The sequence below is a fragment of the Candidatus Zixiibacteriota bacterium genome (assembly GCA_022865345.1).
GTDB lineage: Bacteria > Zixibacteria > MSB-5A5 > MSB-5A5 > RBG-16-43-9 > RBG-16-43-9.
The window spans coordinates 36,922-59,145 of the sequence record JALHSU010000134.1 but is presented as its reverse complement, the minus strand read 5'-3'; the positions used below and the strand labels follow the sequence as shown (position 1 = coordinate 59,145).

At 44.0% G+C, this 22,224-nt stretch carries 20 protein-coding genes; all 20 read left to right on the top strand.

The features are described from left to right. Positions 1-8: 8 nt before the first annotated feature. The 20 genes from MUP17_06075 to MUP17_05980 all read left to right on the top strand — a co-directional run bounded on the left by MUP17_06075 (position 9) and on the right by MUP17_05980 (position 22,192). Positions 9-968 carry a GDP-mannose 4,6-dehydratase gene (locus tag MUP17_06075; GenBank protein MCJ7458540.1) on the top strand — a complete coding sequence of 320 codons (960 nt, stop codon included), beginning with the start codon at positions 9-11 and terminating at the stop codon, positions 966-968. A gap of 8 nt (positions 969-976) precedes the next feature. Next, positions 977-3,289: a sugar transferase gene (locus MUP17_06070; GenBank protein ID MCJ7458539.1), complete on the top strand. Its 2,313-nt coding sequence runs from the start codon at positions 977-979 to the stop codon at positions 3,287-3,289. Continuing rightward, the gene (gene serS / locus MUP17_06065) at positions 3,282-4,553 is read left to right on the top strand and encodes a serine--tRNA ligase (protein MCJ7458538.1); all 1,272 of its coding nucleotides are present in this window, start codon (positions 3,282-3,284) and stop codon (positions 4,551-4,553) included. Before MUP17_06070 ends, serS begins: the two co-directional genes overlap by 8 nt. A 407-nt stretch (positions 4,554-4,960) precedes the next feature. After that, entirely contained in the window at positions 4,961-6,214 is a 1,254-nt protein-coding gene (locus MUP17_06060) for a HAMP domain-containing histidine kinase (GenBank protein ID MCJ7458537.1), read from the top strand. A gap of 147 nt (positions 6,215-6,361) precedes the next feature. Beyond that, positions 6,362-7,924, top strand: a complete 1,563-nt coding sequence (locus MUP17_06055) for a bifunctional response regulator/alkaline phosphatase family protein (protein MCJ7458536.1) — start codon at positions 6,362-6,364, stop codon at positions 7,922-7,924. Between the two features lie 28 nt (positions 7,925-7,952). Next, entirely contained in the window at positions 7,953-8,375 is a 423-nt protein-coding gene (gene tsaE, locus MUP17_06050; GenBank protein ID MCJ7458535.1) for a tRNA (adenosine(37)-N6)-threonylcarbamoyltransferase complex ATPase subunit type 1 TsaE, read from the top strand. Between the two features lie 221 nt (positions 8,376-8,596). After that, entirely contained in the window at positions 8,597-9,283 is a 687-nt protein-coding gene (tsaB, locus tag MUP17_06045) for a tRNA (adenosine(37)-N6)-threonylcarbamoyltransferase complex dimerization subunit type 1 TsaB (GenBank protein ID MCJ7458534.1), read from the top strand. Continuing rightward, on the top strand, positions 9,276-9,731 hold the full coding sequence (gene rimI / locus MUP17_06040) for a ribosomal protein S18-alanine N-acetyltransferase (protein ID MCJ7458533.1): 456 nt from the start codon (positions 9,276-9,278) through the stop codon (positions 9,729-9,731). Before tsaB ends, rimI begins: the two co-directional genes overlap by 8 nt. Before the next feature lie 11 nt (positions 9,732-9,742). Further along, positions 9,743-10,597, top strand: a complete 855-nt coding sequence (gene accD, locus MUP17_06035) for an acetyl-CoA carboxylase, carboxyltransferase subunit beta (protein ID MCJ7458532.1) — start codon at positions 9,743-9,745, stop codon at positions 10,595-10,597. A 33-nt stretch (positions 10,598-10,630) separates the two neighbouring features. Then, a complete protein-coding gene (locus MUP17_06030) occupies positions 10,631-11,908 on the top strand; it encodes a bifunctional folylpolyglutamate synthase/dihydrofolate synthase (protein ID MCJ7458531.1) in 1,278 nt (425 codons plus the stop codon). Between the two features lie 101 nt (positions 11,909-12,009). Beyond that, positions 12,010-12,480, top strand: coding sequence for a DUF2721 domain-containing protein (locus MUP17_06025; GenBank protein ID MCJ7458530.1), 471 nt, complete (start codon positions 12,010-12,012; stop codon positions 12,478-12,480). Between the two features lie 163 nt (positions 12,481-12,643). Then, positions 12,644-13,522 carry a YicC family protein gene (locus tag MUP17_06020; protein ID MCJ7458529.1) on the top strand — a complete coding sequence of 293 codons (879 nt, stop codon included), beginning with the start codon at positions 12,644-12,646 and terminating at the stop codon, positions 13,520-13,522. 107 nt (positions 13,523-13,629) lie between these two features. Then, positions 13,630-14,247 carry a guanylate kinase gene (gene gmk / locus MUP17_06015; GenBank protein ID MCJ7458528.1) on the top strand — a complete coding sequence of 206 codons (618 nt, stop codon included), beginning with the start codon at positions 13,630-13,632 and terminating at the stop codon, positions 14,245-14,247. A 175-nt stretch (positions 14,248-14,422) separates the two neighbouring features. Continuing rightward, positions 14,423-14,662, top strand: coding sequence for a DNA-directed RNA polymerase subunit omega (gene rpoZ / locus MUP17_06010; GenBank protein ID MCJ7458527.1), 240 nt, complete (start codon positions 14,423-14,425; stop codon positions 14,660-14,662). Between the two features lie 12 nt (positions 14,663-14,674). Further along, on the top strand, positions 14,675-16,915 hold the full coding sequence (gene topA / locus MUP17_06005) for a type I DNA topoisomerase (protein MCJ7458526.1): 2,241 nt from the start codon (positions 14,675-14,677) through the stop codon (positions 16,913-16,915). Positions 16,916-16,928: 13 nt separating this feature from the next. Next, a complete protein-coding gene (xerC, locus tag MUP17_06000) occupies positions 16,929-17,849 on the top strand; it encodes a tyrosine recombinase XerC (protein ID MCJ7458525.1) in 921 nt (306 codons plus the stop codon). A 21-nt stretch (positions 17,850-17,870) separates the two neighbouring features. Continuing rightward, complete coding sequence (gene hslV / locus MUP17_05995) at positions 17,871-18,416, top strand: ATP-dependent protease subunit HslV (protein MCJ7458524.1); 546 nt, start codon at positions 17,871-17,873, stop codon at positions 18,414-18,416. A gap of 188 nt (positions 18,417-18,604) precedes the next feature. Further along, a complete protein-coding gene (gene hslU, locus MUP17_05990) occupies positions 18,605-19,969 on the top strand; it encodes an ATP-dependent protease ATPase subunit HslU (GenBank protein ID MCJ7458523.1) in 1,365 nt (454 codons plus the stop codon). A gap of 326 nt (positions 19,970-20,295) precedes the next feature. Then, entirely contained in the window at positions 20,296-21,228 is a 933-nt protein-coding gene (argF, locus tag MUP17_05985) for an ornithine carbamoyltransferase (protein MCJ7458522.1), read from the top strand. Positions 21,229-21,439: 211 nt separating this feature from the next. Continuing rightward, complete coding sequence (locus MUP17_05980) at positions 21,440-22,192, top strand: hypothetical protein (protein ID MCJ7458521.1); 753 nt, start codon at positions 21,440-21,442, stop codon at positions 22,190-22,192. Positions 22,193-22,224: the final 32 nt, after the last annotated feature.

Sequence of the window (22,224 nt, the reverse complement as noted above, 5' to 3'; positions counted from 1 at the left end):
GAGGTTTCATGAGAGTATTAATCACTGGGGGTGCCGGGTTTATCGGGTCGCATCTGGCGGAGGAGCTTCTGCGCAGGGGGGAGGAGGTTTATGTCATCGACAACCTCTCCACTGGCCGGCTGGAGAACATAAAACATTTAGCGGCTAATCCGCGGTTTCACATCACCATCGAGACTATCCTGGAAGAAAAGCTGATGGAAGATCTTGCCTCCAAGTGTGAAGTGATCTTTCACCTGGCAGCTGCAGTAGGCGTGAGACTGATCATCGAGAAGCCAGTCGATACCATAGAAACCAACATCCTGGGGACCGAGATAGTTCTTCGGGCGGCAAATAAATTCAAGAGAAAGGTGATCCTTACCTCCACCTCTGAGGTCTATGGGAAAAATAGCAAAGTTCCTTTTAGGGAAGATGACGACAGCGTGTATGGTCCAACTACCAAGAGCCGTTGGAGCTATGCCTGCTCCAAGGCGATAGATGAGTTCTTATCTTTAGCCTATTTTCATGAAAAAAAGCTTCCGATTGTAGTAGCCAGATTATTCAATACTATTGGTCCACGTCAAACCGGACGATATGGCATGGTGGTGCCCTCATTCGTTCAACAGGCACTACTGGGTCATCCAATTACCGTGTATGGGGATGGAAAACAAAGCCGGAGTTTCACCTATGTCTCTGACGTGGTATCGGCTTTAATCGGGCTATCCGAACACCCTAAGGCGGTGGGCGAGGTCTTCAACGTAGGAAATGGAAGAGAAATAACCATCGGGCAGTTAGCTATGCTGATCAGAAAGATGAGCAATAGCAAATCCAAGATCGTGTATATCCCTTATGAGAAAGCCTTTGAAAAAGGGTTTGAGGATATGAAACGGAGAGTTCCGGATATTGCCAAGTTGAACCATCTGATAGGGTATAAACCCAGGGTAAGCTTAGAGACAAGCATAGAAAGGATAATAGCCAATTACCGGGAGTAGATTTTGAAATGTTATATATATTTGTCTTTGGTGTATCTTTACTTTTAGTCTTAGCCCTTACCCCTTTTTTCATAAAGTTTGCTTTTAAAAAGAATTTCCTGGACTACCCTGATCCCAGAAAGATTCACTCCCATCCTACTCCTCTTTTGGGGGGCGCCTCGGTTTTCTTAGGGTTCTTAGGCGGAGTCCTTTTGAGTTTTTTTTATGGTATGCATTGGAGCTATGAGCTTTCCGGAGTCTTGCTCGGTGGATTACTTGTATTAGGGCTGGGGTTGTGGGATGATAAGTTTGGGATGCGGCCGGGAATTAAATTTTTCGGGCAGATAGTTGCCGCATTCATCTTTCTCCTGGTAAGCCAGAGCTTTGGCAAGTTAAATTTTGGATTGTTAGGGGATCTGCTTTTCTTCCTCTGGATGGTCGGGTTAATGAATGCTTTCAATTTTCTGGATAATATGGATGGACTGTGTAGTGGCATTTCAGTTTTAGCGGCGGCAGCCTTTGCGGTGATTTTTATTTTAACCGGTCAGGTTTCCCTGGGAATAATTTGTCTAGCTCTTATAGGAGCGCTATCAGGGTTTTTGCTCTACAATTTCCCGCCGGCAAAAATTTTTTTAGGGGATGCGGGGAGTATGTTCAACGGATTTATCCTTTCTGCTTTGGGAGTTCTATTTGCCAAAAGAAATAGCTCCTTCAACCAGCTTCTGGTGCCGATGCTGGTCTTGAGTTATCCGATTTTCGATATCTCCCTGGTTACATTTACCCGGGCTAAGGAAGGGAGAAAAATCTATAAGGGAGGTAAGGACCATTCATCTCATCGGCTGATGAATTTAGGTTTTCACGCGAAGAAGACCCTGGGCTCCATCTATCTGATCAGCCTGGGACTGGGGATAACCGGACTTCTGATATTTTTCTTTTTTGAATCATCCTGGAAACTGCTTATCGTGGTCTGCGCCGGGCTTCTTTTAGCTATCCTGGGTGCTCATCTTCATCGCAATTTTGTCCGGGCAGGAGAAAAGCTTTTCTTGATACTTCTGGATAGCATTGCAGTCAATCTGGCTTTCCTTTTCTTCTACTGGCTTAGATTTGAATCGGGTTTTTTCAGCACCCGGTTAGTTATCCCGCTTTCCGAATATCTGGTGCCTGCCATCTGGGTCACACTCTACTGGCTGGTGCTTTTTGCATTTTTAGGATTATATGAATTCAGATCACAGCTTCCCCTGAAAGAGGAATGGAAAAAGATAATTAAGGGAGTTGTACTGGGGATAATTATTTTTTCGATCCTCTCCATCAAATTCATCTCCTTGTGGTTCGTGCTCCTTTATTCTTTAAGCTTAATTTTGCTGCTTCTATTTTTCAGGACGGTTTTCATTTTATGGGAACGAGCTCTTTTTACCAGAGGGATAGGATTAAGGAAGACCTTGATTTTAGGGACCGGAGAAGATGCACTGAAGTTGAAAAATTCATTCAATACCGAGTCGAATCCTGGATTTAAGGTCTTGGGATTTGTTTCTGAAAATAGAGAATATCCAGGAGATTTAGAAGTCTTAGGATTTTTAGAAGATCTGGATGAGACTCTGAGGAAGATCAAGGCTGAGGTGGCGATTTTAGCTTTAGGACAAGATTGCGGGGACTCAGTTGCTCAGATCCTCTCGAATTTTTTACAGACCGAAATCGATTTAGTGGTAGCACAAGAACAGGGCCAGGTCTTCAATGGCCTGAAAAAGATTAAATTCTATAAAGGTCCCTGGTTGAAAATCTATCCCACCCAGTTAAGGACCTGGGAATCGGACATGAAACGGGTTCTCGATTTTTTGTTCTCGTTGTTTTTGATTATGCTTACCAGTCCGATCTGGTTTTTAGTTTCATTTCTAATCTCCTTGAACTACCCAGGTGGAATTCTGCTGAAGAAAAGTTTTTTAGGAAAAGGAGGAAAACTTTTTCAGCTTTATACTTTTAACTCCGGTCCTACGGATTCTCAAAATAAACTGGGTAAATTCCTAAAACGCTCCAGGATCGAAAAGCTTCCGGTTCTGCTCAACGTCTTAAAAGGGGAGATGAGTTTTGTCGGACCACAGCCGGAGGAGGAAAGGTCCAATAGTTATTCCTCAGAGCTTCCGGACTACTATAAAAGGGTGGACTTAAAGCCGGGAATTTTCAGCCTGAGCCAGGGGAGAAAAGAAACTTCAGCTTTTTCCGAAAATATGACAAGAAGAAAAGTGGAGGAGGGTCTTCTCTATGCGGAGAAGGTCTCCCTGTGGTTAGATTTTAAAATCATCTTAAACCAGATCTTCGGTTTTTTCACCAGGAGGCAGGATGTTTGACCTGAAATTTATTCGGGAGAATAAAGAGTTAGTCAAAAAGGCGATTCAGAATAAAAATGAATCCTTAAATTTAGACGAGCTTCTAAAATTAGATGAGAAGAGAAGGGAAGCTATCTCTTCGGTTGAGGAATTAAAACGCCAGAGAAATCTCTCCAACCAGGCTATAGCTTCGCTCAAAAAGGAGAAAAAGGATGTTCAGGCGGAGATCGAGAAAATGAGGGAGGTCTCTGAAAAAATCTCCTCATTAGATAATTCCCTGAAAGAGATAGAAGATAAAATCGACAATTTGCTTTTAAGGGTACCAAACATCCCGCATTCCACTGTCCCGGTAGGGTTTGATGAGAACTCAAATGTAGTGGTAAAAGAGTGGGGGGAGCTACCTAAATTCGATTTTGAGCCAAGAGCACATTGGGAGATTGGAGAGCTTCTGGGTATTTTGGACCTGGCAAGAGGTGCGAAGCTTTCAGGCTCAGGATTTTATGCGCTCACTGGCAAGGGTGCTCTTTTAGAAAGAGGGCTGATAAATTTTATGCTGGACCTGCATACCAAAGAGCATGGATATAAAGAAGTATGGACTCCTTTTATGGTAAACAGAGCCAGTATGACAGGCACCGGACAATTGCCTAAATTAGAAGAGGATATGTACCTGTGCGAAAAAGATGACCTTTTCTTAGTGCCCACGGCTGAGGTTCCGGTTACCAATCTCCACCGGGATGAAATCCTCAAAGCAGAGGAGCTTCCCATCTATTATGTTGCCTATACTCCTTGTTTCAGAAGAGAAGCAGGCTCCTATGGCAAAGATACTCGTGGTATACTGAGGGTCCACCAGTTCGATAAAGTGGAGCTGGTGAAATTGGTAAGACCTGAGGATTCCTATGAAGAGCATGAGAAGTTAGTGGCAGATGCAGAGGAAGTATTGCAACTTCTGAAAATTCCGTATAGGTTGAGACTTCTGTGCACCGGTGATCTCAGCTTTGCCGCAGCTAAATGTTATGATATTGAAGCCTGGGCGCCCGGAGTAAAAAAATATCTGGAAGTGTCGTCCTGTAGTAATTATGAGGCTTTTCAAGCCAGAAGGATCGGGATAAAATATAAACCTGATCCGAAATCGAAACCGGAATATGTCCATACCCTGAACGGCTCAGGAGTGGCATTAGCCAGGACAGTTGCTGCTTTGCTGGAGAATTTTCAGACGGAAAAAGGAGCAGTCATTGTACCTGAGGTTTTGAGACCTTATCTGGGAGGGCTCAAAGAGATAACTTAGATGAAGAATGACGGATGACGAATAACGGATAAAGAATCAAGTACCGGAGGGGATGGTTGAGCTTGACGAAATCCCGTTTTCAGGGTCCCCTCCCTTATACTGCCTTGAGTTCATCGGGCAGATAAGTAGGTCAACCATGTCCAAGGGACTGGTTGACAACCTATTTTATACCCCAACTCGGTATTTAATTGTCAAGCAGGCTTCGCCATGCTTGACCTACTGAAAATTCTCACCGGTCATCTATGAAGATAATTTTAGGGCAGATGCAGAGTTTACCCCTATTTGAGAGTAGATTTTTCCTTGGGAATTCCGACAAAAAAGATTGAATATTGACCCGGCTGGGGTTATATTTCTATGGCTTGCCCTGACACTCATCCTGAATTGCGTATAATATCTAAGATATAAAAATGGAAAAGAAAAATAACCATTCTATACGAAATACCCAATACGAATCGGGAGTGAGGTTCTCCTCGCTCTTTTTTAAGCTGGCGCTTTTGTTTGGGATAATCATCCTGGCGTTGGTGTATGTTTTTTATACTCAGTATGTTATCAACCGGCTGAAGGAAGATTCAAAAAGGGTAGTAACAGCTTATGCCAGGCTTTGGAGTCTGGTAGCTTCTGAGGCAACCACCGGTGCGGAAATCGATCTGATCTTCGACGAGGTAATAAGGAAAAGTAATTTCCCCATAATCGTCACCTCAGCTGATGGGCAGCCGCAAGCCTGGAGAGGAATTAGCATAGCCTGGGATGATACCACAGTTCAAGCCAAACTCAAGTTAAGAGAACTGATCAGAAAGATGGACAAAGATAAAGCGCCCATACCTATCTACTATGGAGAGGAAAAGAAAGTTATCAACTTCCTCCACTATAGGGATTCAGAACTTATCTCCCAGCTCCGGATTATGCCTTATCTGGAATTAGGACTCCTGGTGGTGGTTATCGGGATCGGTTTTATGAGTTTCAGAAACATGCAGAGGAGCGAGAAAAGGTACATCTGGGTGGGGATGGCAAGGGAGACCGCACATCAATTGGGAACCCCGCTTTCATCCCTTTTAGGCTGGATAGAGCTCCTCAAAACCGGCTCCGGTCAAAAGGAGGATTATCTGGAGAAAATGCAAATAGATGTTAAGAGGCTTGAAAAAATCGCCTCCCGCTTCAGCCAGATAGGCTCTCTTCCGGAGTTGAAAGAGACTGAGTTAAATGAAGTAGTCACAGAAACTGTAGGATATTTTAAGGAAAGGACTCCTGAAGGTGTAACAATTGAGGAGCATTTAGGAGAACCACTCAAGCTGGAGATGAACCGCGAGCTTTTAACCTGGGTAATCGAGAACCTTCTCAAAAATTCCGTGGAAGCGGTTGAGTGTCAGAACGGAAAGATAGAGGTCTCCACTGGCATTGATAAGAGCGGAAAAAATGCTTTCATTCTGGTGACTGACAACGGCAGAGGGATTCCGACCAGAGAACAGGGTAAGATCTTCGCTCCAGGATATACGACCAAAAAAAGAGGCTGGGGGCTGGGACTTTCCTTAGCCAGAAGAATCGTAGAAGAGTACCATAAAGGGAAACTGAGCCTGGTGGAAAGCATTCCCAATCAGAAGACGACTTTCCAGGTCTGCCTTCCCCTGGGGTCAAAAAAGGGTCGAGAAAAGAGCGTAGATTAGATGTTAATATGCCATTAGAGAGTTTTTTAGTTCTTTAGTTCTGTCTGGAGCTACTCCAGACAGTAAATGTGTCAGGTCGAAGGACCTGACATAACCAATAAAGTGACTTAGGAATATTCTTCGTAGAAAAATACAAATGAGGTGCAGATGAAAGAAGAGATAAAAAGCATTCTCTGGGTGGATGATGAGATAGATAATCTAAAATCCCATATTATTTTCTTAGAGGAAAGAGGATACAAAGTAACGCCAGCTACGAATGGGGATGATGCCATAGCTTTAGTGGGAAAGAAAAATTTCGATTTAGTTCTCTTAGATGAGATGATGCCGGGCAAAGATGGATTGACTACTCTGGAAGAGATAAAGGAGAAAAATCCTCATCTGCCGGTGATTATGATCACGAAAAACGAAGAGGAGAATCTGATGGATCAGGCAATCGGGGAAAAGATAGACGATTACCTGACCAAGCCGGTTAATCCCAGCCAGGTGCTCTCAGCTGCTAAAAAGATATTAGGCAAAAGAAGGATCAGGGAAGAGCACCTCTCGAAAAAATATGCTGAGGATTTTAACCGGGTCCGCTCAACTTTAGCTGGTCCCGTGAGCTGGAGGGAATGGATTGAAATTCACCGCTTGCTTTCAGAATGGGACTTGGAGATGGAGGATTTTAAAGAGATAGGTTTGTCCGAGACACATTTCACTCAGAGAAGAGAATGTGACCTGGAGTTCGGCAGATTCGTGGAAAGGAATTATGTGGACTGGGTCGAGAAGAAAGACTCCCCTCCGCTGTCCGTAGACATCGTTCCCAAATACCTCTATCCTTTGCTTTTGGAGAAAAAACCGGTTTTCTTCATCGTGGTCGATTGCATGAGGCTGGACCAGTACCTTTACATCGAACCGATTTTGAACCAGTATTTCAACCTCCAGAGAGAATACTACTATTCCATCCTCCCGACAGCAACTCCTTATTCCAGGAATGCTCTTTTCTCCGGGCTTTTTCCAGAGGAGGTGGCAAAGCATTATCCTGAACTCTGGAAGGCAGGGACTGAGGATGAGTCCAGCCGGAATAGATATGAAAGACAGCTCCTGGACGCCCAGCTGCAAAGGTTGAAGCTTACTTTTAAGACCGAGCCCAAATATGTCAAGGTGCTGGATATCGCTGAGGGGGATAATTTAGCCCGGAAGATATCATCTTACAGAAACGGTTCACTTCTTTCCATAGTTTACAATTTCCTGGATATCTTAGCTCACGGAAGGTCTGAGTCTGAGATCCTCAAAGAGATTGCACCAGATGAGGGGGCTTTTCGTTCCCTGATGAGGTCATGGTTCTTGCACTCCTCTCTTTTCGAGATATTGAAGTATCTATCCAGGCAGGACTGCACAGTCCTTTTGACCACTGACCATGGCAGCGTTCTGGGTACCAGGGGAACAGTAGCTCATGGCAAGAAGGATACCTCCACCAACTTAAGATATAAATATGGGGATAACCTCAATTGTGACCAGAAGGATGCTCTCCTGATCAAAGATCCCAAGGGATACAAACTTCCTACTTATACTATGAGCACTACCTACATCATCGCTAAGGAGGATTACTATTTCGTCTATCCGACGAAACAGAGCGAGTACGAGAGGCAGTACAAAAATAGTTTTCAGCACGGGGGTATTTCTTTAGAGGAGATGATTCTCCCGGTAACAATCCTTCGTCCCAAAATATAATAGAAGTCCGGATACGGATAGATTAAATTTGTTTAAGGATAAAATCATAACCTCATCTCCAGAGGAAACCAAAAAGCTCGGAGAAAAGATAGCTCAGGGTTTTTATCCAGGGCTGGTTGTTGCCTTATTCGGTACTCTGGGCAGCGGTAAGACCTGCCTTACCCAGGGAATCTGTTCCGGCTTAGGCGTAAAAGATTTTGTGGTAAGCCCGAGTTTCGTTCTGATCAACGAATATCAGGGGAAATACAAGGTTTATCATATAGACCTTTTTCGCTTGGAAAAATTATCTGAAATAATTAACTTGGGGTATGAGGAATATTTTTACGGGGATGGAGTCTGCATTGTCGAATGGGCGGAAAAAGCATCTGCGCTCCTGCCGGAGAAAAGGATAGAAATTCATCTGAAGACTTTATCAGAAAGTGAAAGGGAGATAAGGATAGAGGAATTTTGACTGGTAGAACAGACATTTCTGTCTGTTCGAGGTACGTAGTACGTAGGGGCGGGTTTAAAACCCGCCCCTACAAAAAATGTAGCGGAGGTCATCAGACCTCCATGCTGTAGGAGAATCACGAGGCTAAAGCCTCGTTCTATATGTTTTGATGCAGGTGTAGGGGCACGACATGTCGTGCCCCTACAAAATCAGCACCTGCGGATTTCCAAAGCTGACTTCTTATGAAAATCTTAGGCATAGATACTGCAACTCCTTTTTTAGCTTTAGGGATTGTGGAAGATGAGAGGGTTTTAGCTGAGCTTAGATTTAATGCCGGGCAGACGCATGCCCAGATTCTTCTGCCCAGCATTGACAGGGTTTTAAATGAAGCTTCCTTAAAGTTAGAGGAACTGGATGGGATTGCAATTTCCATAGGTCCTGGTTCTTTTACCGGCTTAAGAATTGGACTGGCTACTGCCAAAGGACTTTGTTTCGCTTCAGGAAAACCTCTAATTTCTGTGCCTACTTTAGATGGTTTAGTATATTTTCAGAGATCTTCCTCAGATCCTTTAGTTCCGATCTTGGATGCTAAGAAAAATGAGGTCTACTCAGCAGTCTATGATTCCAGAGATGGCGGAATAAAGAGAGTCTCAGACTACTGGGTCACTACTTTAGAAAAACTAGTTGCCAAAATTCCACAGGAGGTTATATTCTTAGGTCTGGGTTTAGAGGTTTTCAAGGAGAATCTGAAGAAGCTTTTGGGAGAAAAAGCTCATTTCTTGGAAGGAGAGAGGAACCTGCCCAGCGGAACAGCTATAGCTTTTTTGGGCTTGGAAAAATTCAAGCGCTCTCAATTTGAGTACTTAGATAAATTAGAGCCTTTTTATCTGAGAAGCTCTGAGCAGGAGCTGAAGTTTAAAAATGTCTGAACAGCTCAAGGATTTGACCTTTGAAAGGATGAAAGAAGGAGATTTAGAGGAAGTCCTCAGGATAGAAAAGGAAAGCTTCTCTGACCCCTGGACCAGGGAATCTTTTCTGGAGGACCTTAATAAAGATTTTACTTATCCAGCAGTGGCAAGGAAAGACGGGAAATTAGTCGGATATACCTGCTTATGGAAGATCGAGGATGAGCTACAGCTAGCCAACATTGCAGTAGATAACGAGCACCGGCGCCAGGGAATAGCTCAAAGACTGATGGAATGGATAATCGAGCAGGGATTAAAGCAGAAATGCAAAAGCGTGACCCTGGATGTGAGAATATCCAATTCAGTCGCTTTGACGCTTTACAGGAAATTCGGTTTTGAGCAGATCGGCAGAAGGAAAAATTATTACCGCTTTCCGGTAGAAGATGCCATCATAATGGAGAAAAAGCTCTAAGAGATAAATCTATGGAATGGTTCAAAAAACCTAAAACTGGCCTGGTCTCGCAGCAGAAAAAGGAGATCCCGGATGGGTTATGGACTAAATGCGAGAGCTGTGGCGAGATCATCTATGTGAAAGAGTTGGAGAAAAACCTGTGGGTGTGTCACCGGTGCAATTTTCACTTCAGGATAAAATCCAAAGATTATATCGAGCTTCTGCTGGATCAAGGGAAATTAGAAGAGTATGATAATAATCTGATCTCCACTGACCCGCTTAAGTTTAAAGATTCCAAAAGGTATCCGGACCGGATAAGAGATTCGCGTAAGAAAACCGGGCTGAACGATGCGGTGATCGTAGGGATTGGTAAAATCGAAAACAAAGAGGTCAGCTTCGGGGTGATGGATTTTGGATTCATCGGCGGGAGCATGGGCTCGGTAGTGGGTGAAAAGGTGGCAAGAGCCATTGAAAGATCTCTGGAGAGAAAAATACCTCTGGTGATTGTATCCTGCTCTGGTGGAGCCAGGATGCAGGAGGGGATTCTATCTTTAATGCAGATGGCGAAAACCAGTGGAATTCTGGCTAAACTCTATGATGCTAACATTCCGTTTATCTCTGTTCTCACCAACCCCACTACGGCCGGGGTTATGGCAAGCTATGCCTCCCTGGGTGACGTTATAATTGCCGAGCCAAAAGCACTTTTAGGATTTGCCGGACCCAGGGTGATCCAGCAGACTATTGGACAGGAGCTTCCGCCTGGTTTCCAGAGCTCCGAGTTTTTCTTAGAACACGGTTTTCTGGATAAGATCGTGGAAAGAAAGGATTTGAAGAAGACGGTTTCTCTTCTGTTGGAATATCTCTTGCCCCCGAATAAGACAAGCTGAATCCATATAAACCTTTTATCCTTTTAATACAAGATGAACTATCAGCAAGCAGTGGATTTCCTTTTTAGTCTGGAAAAGTTCGGGATAAAGTTGGGTCTGGAGAATACTTTTTCCCTGATGAAAAGGTTGGGGAATCCCCATCTCAAGTTTACCTCGATTCATGTTGCCGGGACTAATGGGAAAGGCTCCTGCTGTGCGATGCTTTACTCGATTCTGAGAAAGACAGGATATTCCTGCGGACTTTATACTTCTCCTCATCTTGTAGATTTCAGAGAAAGAATCAGGGTAGGGGAATCTCTCATAGAAAAAGATTACTTAAAAGATTTCGTCTCAGATTTCAAAGGGGAGATTCTAAAGAAAAAGTATACCTTTTTTGAGGTTATTACAGCCTTAGCCTTCTCCTATTTTGCCGACAGGAAAATTGAGCTGGCGGTTGTTGAAACCGGCTTGGGCGGAAGGCTGGACTCGACTAATATTCTGAAACCTGAAGTGAGTGTAATCACCAACATCGGTCTGGAACATACTGACAGATTAGGAAGGACTCTGGAAAAGATCGCCAGGGAAAAAGCAGGGATTATAAAAGATAACGTTCCCACTGTGACCTCAATTGAAAGAGAAAAGCCTTTTAAGGTAATCGAGTCATTATGCCGGCAGAAAAAATCAGAGCTCTTTTCGGTTTTCAAGGATTGCAAATGGGAGATCAAAGAAAGTTCGATTGCAGGAATAAAATTTAATCTTAAGACCAGAACAGATACCTATTCTGGAATAAGACTCAACTTAGCAGGTGAGCACCAGGTCAGAAATGCTGCCTGCGCAATCTTAGCCATAGAGAATCTTACTCATCAAGGGTTTAAAGTTGATAAAAAGGCGATTCTTTCAGGACTAAAGAAGGTAAACTGGCCAGGAAGATTAGAAGTATACTGCAGAAATCCTCTGGTGATTTTAGATGTGGCTCATAACCCGGATGGGATTAGGAATTTGACTTCTGCTCTGAAAAAGTTATTACACGATAAAAATATATATTTCATCTTCGGGGTGATGGAGGATAAAAATTACAGAAAGATGCTCCAGATTATGAGCAGAATAGCTAAGGAAATAATTTTGACTCAACTTGATTATCAACGGTCAGCCAAGCTTGATTCTCTGGCTGATTCGGCTCGAAAGTTAGGGCTGAGATATAGCTCTGTTTCTGGAGTAAAGGAAGCTTACCAGAGTGCTTTAAAAAAAATGAAGAAGGACGATGTTCTCTGCGTGACCGGTTCGCATTTCACCGTGGGTGAATTCTTGTCATGTCGAAAAAATAAAAAATGATCGGTAAACCCACGTTGCCTCCAACGTGGGTCGGTTCTTCCATCCTGCAGAATGCAGGAACAAATCCGGATTACCGATTAAGTAGAAAAAAAGAGGTTCCAATGGCTCCAGGTATAGAGATAACCAAATTTATCAGCGATATGTTAGCCCCGGTGGTGATGATATCCGCGTGCGGGTTGCTTCTTTTGGGTTTGCAAAATAAATACTCCAACATCATCAGTGCCATCCGGGAACTGAATGAAGAGAAAAGGGAATTGAAATTGACTGAAGAGCTGAATAAATTTCAGGTAAGAAGATTAAAAAGCATTGAAAAACAAGTGGGACAGCTTTTGAGAAGGGCTCGGCTGAACAAAAATTCGATTTTGAATCTCTATACCGGTATGATTTTCTTCATGCTGACCTCGCTCTTCATAGCTCTAAGAGATCTGGGGTTGCTTTTCAAAGGAGAGCTTTTCCCCCTGATTCTTTTTTTAGTCGGAACTGCTTTTGTGTTCAGCGGTACGGTTTTCGCCTACTTAGAGGTCAGGATCTCCTTCCGGGTGGTTCAATTTGAGGTGGAAGAGGAGTCGTAGGGGTTCAAAATTTTGAACCCCTACATTTCTTGATTAATGAATTTTTTGCCGGGGCAGTTCACGAATTGCCCCACCTCGACGTAATCAGAGAAATGATTGTAAAATAGAGATTGACAAATCAGGTCAGACAGTTAATAATTGAAGAAAACTTTAAGGAGGATGAATGATTTTAAGCATGACCGGGTACGGAAAGGCTGAAGCCGTTAACCAGGATTTTAAAGTGGTAGTAGAGATAAGCACAGTAAACAATCGCTTTTGCGAGATTCAGTTCAGACTCCCTAAATTCTTTTCCCTTTTAGAAGCGAGATTAAAGGAAAAAATCCTGGGAAAGATAACCCGGGGGAAGATCACCTATAGCCTGACCTGGGAGGAGAATCTGCCACCGTCTTCTTACGTGAAATTAAACCAGGAAGCGGCTGAGGTCTATTTCAACATTTTCCAGGAACTGAAAAAAAAGTATAACCTGTCAGGAGAATTAGAAGTAAAAGACTTCATCAATCTTCCGGACCTGATCAAGCTGGAGAAAGAGGAATATGATTTGGAAAAAGCCTGGAAGGTAATTGCCGAGGTCACGGAAAAAGCCCTGTCGGATATTAACTCGATGCGCAAGTCAGAAGGATTGAAACTGGGCGAGGACCTCAGGAAAAGGCTAGAAAAACTGGACGAGGTTTTAGGCAAGATAGAGTCCCTTTCCAGCCAGAACGTGGAAAATTACCGGCAGAAATTACAGAGCAGGATGTCTGAGCTTTTAGGTGACATAAGTCTGGATGAGCAGCGCCTGATCCAGGAGGTGGCACTTCTGGCTGAAAGATCAGATGTGACTGAGGAATGCGTGAGGTTAAGAAGCCATAACCAGCAATTCCTTGCTGCCTTGGAAGAGGAAGTTCCGGTCGGCAAGAAACTGACTTTTCTCCTGCAGGAGATGAACCGGGAGGCAAATACCATAGGGGCAAAAGCCTTGAATGTCTCCATCTCTCAGTTAGTCATCTTTTTAAAAGAGGAGATCGAAAAGCTAAGGGAGCAGGTCCAGAACATAGAATGAATTATCCTTTTATCTACAAAGGATCAGGGATTACCTTAATCATATAGAAATCAGTGGTCAGTGGTGGGTGGTCGGTTTCAGAAGAAGCTCAAGGAAAAGAATAAAAGATGAGAAAACAAACAAAGCCGATGTTGGTGGTTTTATCCTCACCTTCTGGTGGAGGCAAAACCGTCATCGCAAGATCATTGCTTAAGAAACATCCGAAATTCAAACGTTCGCTCTCGTTTACCACCAGGGAAAAAAGAAAAGGTGAAAAAGAAGGGATCGATTACTGTTTTGTCAGCCGGAAAGAATTCCAGAAGAAAATAAAGGAGCGTCAGTTTGCGGAATGGGCTTTAGTCTTCGGGAATTATTACGGCACGCCTAAAAAAAATATCCAAAAAGCCGAAGGAAAGATTAAGGTCTTGTTCCTGGTCCTGGATGTCCAGGGAGGATTGGCTCTCAAACGCAAGTATCCGGACAGCGTATTGATTTTTATTTTACCACCCTCTCTGGCCGAACTGGAAAAAAGATTATCCCATCGGGGAACTGACAAGCCGGAGATAATCAGGAAAAGACTGAAAGCCGCTCTAAAAGAGATCACTTTTTGTAAAAGATATGACTATATAGTGGTCAATAGAAAGCTCAAAGATACCGTAAAGTTTCTGGAGGAGATCATAACTGCCGAAAAGCACAGGGCAAAGAGGACGGCAATAGAGGTGTTCTTAAGTAAAAGGTCAAAATAGGAAACTAAGTCGAGGCTTAAGCCTCGCGGCAGCGACCCTGAAAGGGTCGCACTACGAAAAAAAAAGTAAAGTGGGGCTCAAAATTTTGAGCCCTTACAAAGGATAAGCAAGCCTGAAGGTCCAGAATGGATCTTGAGATTTGCCCTACGAAAAAAGACAACCCGGAGGTAGTTGAATGTCAGATTTCTCTCTGGATGATCTGTACAAGTCGAGGATAAACAGATTCGCCGCAGTGATTGTGGCTGCCAGGCGGGCACGTAAGATAAATCAGGATTTCTTAGCTGAAAGAGAAAGCAGGGCAGGGGAAGAAGAGGAGATAAAAGAGCCCAGGGCTGCGGATGAAGCACTGGAATCATTGATGAAAGGAAAAATCGAATTTGAGTATCCGGAAGTAAGAACTCGAAAGAAAGGATAAATGTAGACATTTATGGGAAAGAACTTAGTCATTGTAGAATCGCCTGCCAAGACCAAGACTTTAAAAAGGTTTTTAGGCAAGGATTATCAATTGGAGGCTTCTTTAGGGCATATAAAGAACCTGCCCCAGAAAAGCTTAGGTGTGAAGATCGAAGAGGATTTCAAGCCGGAGTACGTAGTTATCCCTGGCAGGAAAAAAATCATCGATAAGCTCAAAAAGGAAGCCGGGAAAGCTGAGAAGGTTTACCTTGCCCCTGATCCGGACCGGGAAGGTGAAGCAATTGCCTGGCACGTAGCAGAAGAGATCAAGAAAACCAATCCTAATATCCTCAGAGCATCTTTTAACGAGATAACCAAAGAAGCGGTTTTAAAGGGGATAGAAAAGGCTGGTCCAATTGATATGGACAAGGTCAATGCCCAGCAGGCTAGAAGGATCCTGGACCGCCTGGTGGGATATAAAGTCAGCCCGTTTTTATGGAAAACAGTTTACCGGGGCTTGAGTGCTGGGAGAGTCCAGTCAGTTGCCCTGAGGATAATCTGCGAGCGGGAAGAAGAGATAGAGAAATTCGTTCCCCAGGAATACTGGAGCATCACCGGCTGGTTTGAAAACCAGAAGAAAGAGTCGTTCTCAGCGGATTTGGTCAAGATAAAAGGGGAAGATTTCAGGATTGAAAATCAAGTTAGGGCAGAGGAAATTCTCCGGGACCTTGGGCAGAAAAATTACGAAGTAGATTCTGTCAGCACTGAGAAGAGGAGCAGAAACCCTTATCCTCCTTTTATCACCTCTACCTTAGAGCAGGATTCTGCACGCAGGCTTTATTTCTCTCCCCAGAAAACTATGGTCATAGCCCAGCAGCTCTACGAAGGGGTGGAATTAGGGGAGAAGGGCGCAGTCGGTCTGATCACCTACATGCGCACAGACTCAGTTCGCATTGCAGATTCAGCTAAAAAGGCGACCTGGGATTTCATAGAGAAAAATTTTGGCTCGAACTATCTCCCAGATAAGCCCCGTGAATATAAATCCAAAAAGACTGCTCAAGAGGCGCATGAGGCTATTCGCCCTACCTATGTGGAATATACGCCGGATGAGATAAAAAGATATCTAAGCAAAGACCAGTTCAAGCTTTACCAGTTGATCTACAATCGCTTCTTAGGCTCGCAGATGAGAGAGGCAATCTATGACACCACCAGTGTAGAAATCGAAGCAGATGGCTATACTTTCAGGGCAACTGTTTCAGAATTGAGATTTGACGGTTTCTTAAAAGTCTATCAAGAGCTCAAAGAGGAGAACGGGGAAAAAGAGGAGGAGGCGAAGCTTCCGCTCTTGAAAGAAGGTGAGAAGTTAAATCTGTTGAAGCTTGAACCGGAGCAGCATTTCACCAAGCCTCCTGCAAGATTTTCCGAAGCCACCCTTATAAAAGAACTGGAAGCCAATGGCATCGGAAGGCCCTCTACCTATGCTCTGATCGTGGGCACCATCGAGGAGAGAACATATGTGGAAAAAGAAAAGAAGAAGCTTTTCCCCACAGAGTTAGGAAAGACTGTCAACCGGATATTAGTGGAGAATTTCCCTGAGCTTTTCGACGTGGGGTTCACTGCTGAGATGGAGGAGGAATTAGACCGGATCGAGGAAGGGGAAGATAACTGGGTCAAGGTGCTGAAAGATTTTTATACTCCTTTTAAATCTATCTTAGAGGAGGCGGAGAAAAAAAGAAAAGAGATCAAAAGCACAATCCAGGAAAAAACCGAGGAGATCTGCGAGAAATGCGGCAGCCCGATGGTGATAAAATGGGGCAGGCACGGCAGGTTTTTAGCCTGTTCAGCTTATCCCAAATGTAAGAAAACCAAGCCGCTGAATAATAATGAGCAGAACCACATCACTGAGGAAAAATGCGAGCTCTGCGGGTCCCCGATGGTTTTGAAAAACGGCAGATTCGGAAAATTTCTTGCCTGTTCCAGATACCCTGAGTGCAAAAATACCAAACCTTATTCTTTAGGGATTCCCTGTCCCAAAGGATGCGGGGGATTCATCGTGGAGAAAAAAAGCAAAAGAGGGAAAATCTTTTATGGCTGTTCCAACTACCCCAAATGTGATTTCGCAGCCTGGGACAAACCGGTCAAGGAAAACTGCCCGCAATGCGGGGCGAATTTTATGGTTTTAAAAGAAAGCAAGAAAAAAGGGGAATATCTCCTGTGCCTGAAATGTAAATATGAAAAAAGTGTGGCTGAAGATAAGGTAGAGGTCAAGAGCTGAAAGGTGAGTTTTTATGTCCGGATCTGAATATGCAGAAGAAGAGCTGAAGAGCAGCATTCAGGATTATCTTTCTTACATTCAATCTGAGAAAAATTACTCCGTTCATACCTTTGATGCTTATAAGAAAGATTTGTTTTCCTTTTCAGATTTTCTGAAGTCTAAGCAAAAGGAAAAAATCACCCCAGACTCAATCCGGAGGAAAGACATAAAGAATTATTTAATCTATCTAAGCCAGAAGGGTTTTGATCCTGCTTCGATCCAGCGGAAACTCTCAACTTTAAGGTCTTTTTTCAAGTATCTGCAAAGGAAGCTGAAGGTCAAAACTAATCCAGCTTCAAGCCTGGAAGCCCCCAAAAGGAAAAAGAGGCTTCCTCGGGCGCTAAGCTGGCCACAGGTCAAGTCTCTGCTCGAGCCTTCCTTATATCAGAAGGAAAAAGAAGGATTGAGGGACAGGGCGATTCTGGAACTTCTGTACAATACAGGTCTAAGACTGGCTGAGATATCTTCCCTTAAGAGAGGAGATATAGATTTCCAAGCTGGCGAAATAAAAGTCCTGGGAAAAGGGAATAAAGAAAGAATTGTCCCGATTGGCGCGAACGCGGCTAAAATCCTTACTGGATATCTGGACTCAAAGAATTCCAAAGATGATTTTATTTTCTCAAATAAGTATGGAGAGAAGCTTGGTCGCAGGGGGATAGCCAGGGTGGTGAAAAAAATCGGGGCAAAGGTAATCGAGGAAAAAAAATTTAGTCCTCACGTTTTGAGGCACAGTTTTGCCACGCATCTTCTGGACGAAGGAGCAAACCTTCTGGCAGTCAAAGAGATGTTAGGACATAAAAAGCTCTCCACTACCCAGATTTATACTCACGTTTCTCTGGAAAGAGTGAAAAAAGTTTATAGAAAAGCCCATCCGAGATCGGGATATAAAGGCTGAAGCAAAGAATAAAGGTGACACATGATTGAATCGAATCAAAAAATTTACGGGACGACTATTCTGGGGATCAGGCATAAGGGGAAGGTGGCTATAGGGGGTGATGGGCAGGTCAGCTTTGAGAACACCATCATCAAGCAGAACGCCAGGAAACTCAGACGGCTCTATAATGACACTATATTAGCCGGTTTCGCCGGAGCTTCTGCAGATGCCTTTGCCCTGTTTGACCGGTTCGAATCGAAAATCGAGGAATTTCACGGCAACCTTAACCGGGCAGCAGTGGAGCTGGCAAAAGAATGGAGGATGGATAAGTACTTAAGAAGGCTGGAAGCGCTCATAGCGGTTCTGGATAAGGAGCATGCCCTGGTAATCTCCGGGAACGGGGACGTGATCGAACCGGACGATAATATCGTGGCTATCGGCTCAGGTGGCCCTTATGCTTTGGCTGCAGCCAGGGCGTTAGTGGAGTTTTCAGACCTGGATGCCAGAGGGATAGTTCAGAAATCTCTGGAGATAGCTTCCTCGATATGCATTTTCACCAATGATAAGATAATAATAGAGGAATTATAAAGAGGTTTAAGTAGATTGTGGAGTGTAAACCTTTGGGTTAATCAGGGATAAGTGTAGCGTCCTCACTCCCGTGAGGACGAGTTTTGCTCTCAGACACATGAATGTTCGTTGCCACAGGAGTGGCAACGCTACAGTTCGAAAACCTCTAAGTCATGAATCTCTAAAGAGTGATTCAGGAGCAAATGAAGATGAAAGAGCTTACACCTAATCAGATCGTTGAGGAACTGGATAAGTATATAATCGGGCAGGATAAAGCCAAAAAATCTGTGGGGATCGCCCTTCGGAACAGGTGGAGAAGGCAGCAGGTGGAAGGTGAGTTAAAAGATGAGATAATGCCCAATAATATCATAATGATCGGTCCAACCGGAGTGGGAAAGACCGAGATAGCCAGAAGGCTGGCAAATTTGGCCAGTGCCCCTTTTGTTAAAGTGGAAGCCTCTAAGTTCACTGAAGTGGGTTACGTAGGTCGTGATGTCGAGTCGATGGTGCGAGATCTGATTGATCTGGCAGTGAATATGGTTAAAAGGGAGAAATCGCTTGAGGTGAGCCAGAGGGCATCCGAGTTAGCTGAGGAGAAGATTTTAAACCTGCTTTTGCCAGTTACCTTAAGAAGAAAAAACGCCGGCAAAGAGAGTCTGCCGGCACCGAGTAAAGAATTAGAGGAGAAAGGAAAGAAAACCAGAGAGAAGTTAAGAGAAAAATTAAAACAGGGGAAATTAGACCAGAGGCATATCGAAATCGAATTGCCAGAGGACAGGTTTCCCACCGTGGAGATTTTCACTCCTGCCGGGATCGAGGAGTTAGGTTTCAATTTCCAGGAGATGTTCTCCGGAATGATTCCCAAGAAGACTAAAAAGAGGAAAGTAAGTGTGGGTGAGGCGCAGAAAATTCTTACCCAGGAAGAGGTGGGCAGGTTAGTGGATATGGAAGAGATCATCTCCACTGCCTTGGAAAGGGTAGAGAACTCCGGGATAATTTTTGTGGATGAGATTGATAAGATTGTAGGGGAGAAGGTCAAAGGCGCAGGTCCGGACGTCTCACGCGAGGGGGTTCAAAGAGATTTGCTCCCGATTGTGGAAGGGACAAATGTGATGACCAAGTATGGGATGGTCAAAACCGACCACATACTTTTCATAGCAGCCGGAGCTTTTCACACTTACAAACCTTCAGATTTGATCCCTGAGCTGCAAGGCAGGTTCCCGATCAGAGTGGAGTTAGACAGCCTCAGCACTAAAGATTTCGTGAGGATTTTGACTGAGCCAAGAAACTCTTTGATCAAGCAGTATACCGCCCTTTTAGCCACAGAGGGGGTGGAGATAGAATTCGAGAAAGAGGCGATCGAGGAGATCGCACATATCGCCAATTTAGTAAACGAGCGGACTGAAAACATCGGTGCCAGGAGACTGCATACTGTGATGACCACTCTCTTAGAGGATATAATGTTCAGGATACCGGAGACGAAAATGGAGAAGATTGTGGTGACAAAGAAGATGGTGGAGGACACTTTAAAATCTATCGTCGAAGATAAGGATTTAAGCAGATATATACTTTAACCCTTCCCCTCCTTTTTTCCCTGTTCAAAAGTTCAAAGGTTTAACGGTTCAAGGGAAAAAAAGTGATCGTTATCCGTTTATCGTGAGCGTGAAGTTCGTAGCGTCCGGGTTTATCCCGGATGTTTTTGTTTTCGTAGGGACAGAACATCGTTCTGTCCTAATACCTTTAAGCGTATCTTTTTCCCGTCGGGCTTAAACCCCACGCTACTGGAGGACCTCACCCTGACCCTCTCCTAAAAGGACAGGGAATATCAGCTTTTATTTTCCTTGACTTAAGGGAATTCGCCTTTAAATTTATAGACAATTCATTGAGAAGAGGAGATGATATGAAAAGAGATTTTTTGGCGGTTTCAGATTTTTCCTATAAAGAGGTCAAAGAGGTCTTCAAACTGACTGCGGATATGAAAAAGGGGAAAATTAAACCCCTGCCCCTTAAGAACAAAGCTGCGGTCTGCATATTCCACAAACCCTCTTTGAGAACCAGGATTAGTTTCGAGGTGGGAATCCAGCAGTTAGGAGGCAGGTCTCTTTACATTACCGGGAACGAATTCAAATTGGGCAAAAAAGACGATCCGGAAAAAAGGGAATGGTATTATGACGGTGCAGAGGTTTTATCCCGGATGATTGATCTTATCGTCATTCGCACTTTTGAACATTCCGGAGTCGAGGAATTAGCCAAATTCTCCAGGGTCCCAGTGATTAATGCCCTGACTGACCTTTACCATCCCTGTCAGATTTTAGGAGACCTTTTTACCATTTTCGAAAAGAAGAAAAGAATCGAAAATGTTTCCATCGCCTATGTTGGGGATGGCAATAACGTGTGCAACTCTTTTCTGGATGCAGCTTCCCTGATTCCTCTGGATTTGCGCATTGGTACCTCACCAGAAACAATGCCGGATAAAAAGGTTCTGGAGAGAGCGCAGAAATCCCGGATGAGCAAGATAAAGCTTACCAACTATCCAATCGAGGCAGTGGAAAATGCAGACGTTATCTATACTGACGTCTGGGCAAGCATGGGGCAGGAGGATCTTTATGAGTCAAAAGCCAGGCTGCTGCGAAGATTTCAGGTGAACTCTCAGCTTATCGGGTACGCCAAGAAGGATTGTCTGGTGATGCACTGCCTGCCTGCTCACCGGGGCGAGGAAATAACAGATGAGGCGATGGACGGGAAAAATTCTGTGGTCTTTGACCAGGCGGAGAACAGACTTCATATCCAGAAGGGGATTATCGTCGAGCTACTAAAGAAGTCTAAAGGCTAAAGTCTATAGTCTAAAGTCAAAAGACCCAAAACTCAAACCGATGGAAAGGAACAAAAAGTGTAGTTGCTCAATTTATTGAGTATAGCCAATTGGAGGTTGATCTAAAGTCCAACCTCCTGTCTTCGTTGGTGAGAACACCAACGAAGAGCGAATAATCCAAAGTCAAAAGTCGAATAGCGAACCGCGAATCGCTAAACACAAAGGAGGTTCTATGTTCAACAAAAAATCTTTACTCTGGCTCTGCCTGTTCTTCTTTCTTGTCCAGATAGCCAGTGCCCAGATGCCAGGAATTCCTGGTCCCGGCAACATGCCCAGGATGTTCGGCGAGTTCAAGATGCCGCAGGTAGGAAGCTATGCCGAGTATAAAATGACCTATCCCTCTGAAAAGGTGGAGACTATCGTCAGGATGTCCATAGTCGGGAAAGAAAAGACTCCAGACGGTAAAGAGCTTTACTGGTATGAATACCAGACCACTGATCCCAAAACCGGGAATATCGACATCGTCAAGATGCTGATCTCTGGAGACCCTCAAAAAGAGGGCACCATAAACCGGATGATCTTCAAGCACAATAAGGATAAGGCGATGGAGCTTCCAGAAGAGATGATGCGGATGATAAATGCCCCGATGAAGAAAGAAGAGAAGATCAAAAAAGAAGGAGAGGTCAAAAATCTGGGCATTGAGAAGATGCAAACCCCTGCGGGAATTTTAGAATGTTTTCACATGCAATATGTATCAGAAAATAAAGAAGCATCAGACGTCTGGCAGGCTAAGGAAGTTCCATTTTTTGGACTGGCTAAATCGGTTACCCAGGGGGTGAGTATGGAAATTCAGAAATTCGGCAAAGATGCCAAGTCCGCAATAACCGAAGAGCCTGAGAAATTAGTTATACCCGGCACAGAGAAGATGGAACAGGCACCAGCTATTGATACTTTGAAGAAAGAGCTTCCCAAAATACCCAAATAACCTAAGTAATCGGTGAAGAGTTAAATCATACT

Excerpts from the sequence above, each read along its gene's own strand:
- MUP17_06075 (MCJ7458540.1), top strand. The coding sequence starts at position 9 with ATGAGAGTATTAATCACTGGGGGTGCCGGGTTTATCGGGTCGCATCTG.
- MUP17_06070 (MCJ7458539.1), top strand. The coding sequence starts at position 977 with ATGTTATATATATTTGTCTTTGGTGTATCTTTACTTTTAGTCTTAGCC.
- serS (MCJ7458538.1), top strand. The coding sequence starts at position 3,282 with ATGTTTGACCTGAAATTTATTCGGGAGAATAAAGAGTTAGTCAAAAAG.
- MUP17_06060 (MCJ7458537.1), top strand. The coding sequence starts at position 4,961 with ATGGAAAAGAAAAATAACCATTCTATACGAAATACCCAATACGAATCG.
- MUP17_06055 (MCJ7458536.1), top strand. The coding sequence starts at position 6,362 with ATGAAAGAAGAGATAAAAAGCATTCTCTGGGTGGATGATGAGATAGAT.
- tsaB (MCJ7458534.1), top strand. The coding sequence starts at position 8,597 with ATGAAAATCTTAGGCATAGATACTGCAACTCCTTTTTTAGCTTTAGGG.
- rimI (MCJ7458533.1), top strand. The coding sequence starts at position 9,276 with ATGTCTGAACAGCTCAAGGATTTGACCTTTGAAAGGATGAAAGAAGGA.
- accD (MCJ7458532.1), top strand. The coding sequence starts at position 9,743 with ATGGAATGGTTCAAAAAACCTAAAACTGGCCTGGTCTCGCAGCAGAAA.
- MUP17_06030 (MCJ7458531.1), top strand. The coding sequence starts at position 10,631 with ATGAACTATCAGCAAGCAGTGGATTTCCTTTTTAGTCTGGAAAAGTTC.
- MUP17_06025 (MCJ7458530.1), top strand. The coding sequence starts at position 12,010 with ATGGCTCCAGGTATAGAGATAACCAAATTTATCAGCGATATGTTAGCC.
- MUP17_06020 (MCJ7458529.1), top strand. The coding sequence starts at position 12,644 with ATGATTTTAAGCATGACCGGGTACGGAAAGGCTGAAGCCGTTAACCAG.
- gmk (MCJ7458528.1), top strand. The coding sequence starts at position 13,630 with ATGAGAAAACAAACAAAGCCGATGTTGGTGGTTTTATCCTCACCTTCT.
- rpoZ (MCJ7458527.1), top strand. The coding sequence starts at position 14,423 with ATGTCAGATTTCTCTCTGGATGATCTGTACAAGTCGAGGATAAACAGA.
- topA (MCJ7458526.1), top strand. The coding sequence starts at position 14,675 with ATGGGAAAGAACTTAGTCATTGTAGAATCGCCTGCCAAGACCAAGACT.
- xerC (MCJ7458525.1), top strand. The coding sequence starts at position 16,929 with ATGTCCGGATCTGAATATGCAGAAGAAGAGCTGAAGAGCAGCATTCAG.
- hslV (MCJ7458524.1), top strand. The coding sequence starts at position 17,871 with ATGATTGAATCGAATCAAAAAATTTACGGGACGACTATTCTGGGGATC.
- hslU (MCJ7458523.1), top strand. The coding sequence starts at position 18,605 with ATGAAAGAGCTTACACCTAATCAGATCGTTGAGGAACTGGATAAGTAT.
- argF (MCJ7458522.1), top strand. The coding sequence starts at position 20,296 with ATGAAAAGAGATTTTTTGGCGGTTTCAGATTTTTCCTATAAAGAGGTC.
- MUP17_05980 (MCJ7458521.1), top strand. The coding sequence starts at position 21,440 with ATGTTCAACAAAAAATCTTTACTCTGGCTCTGCCTGTTCTTCTTTCTT.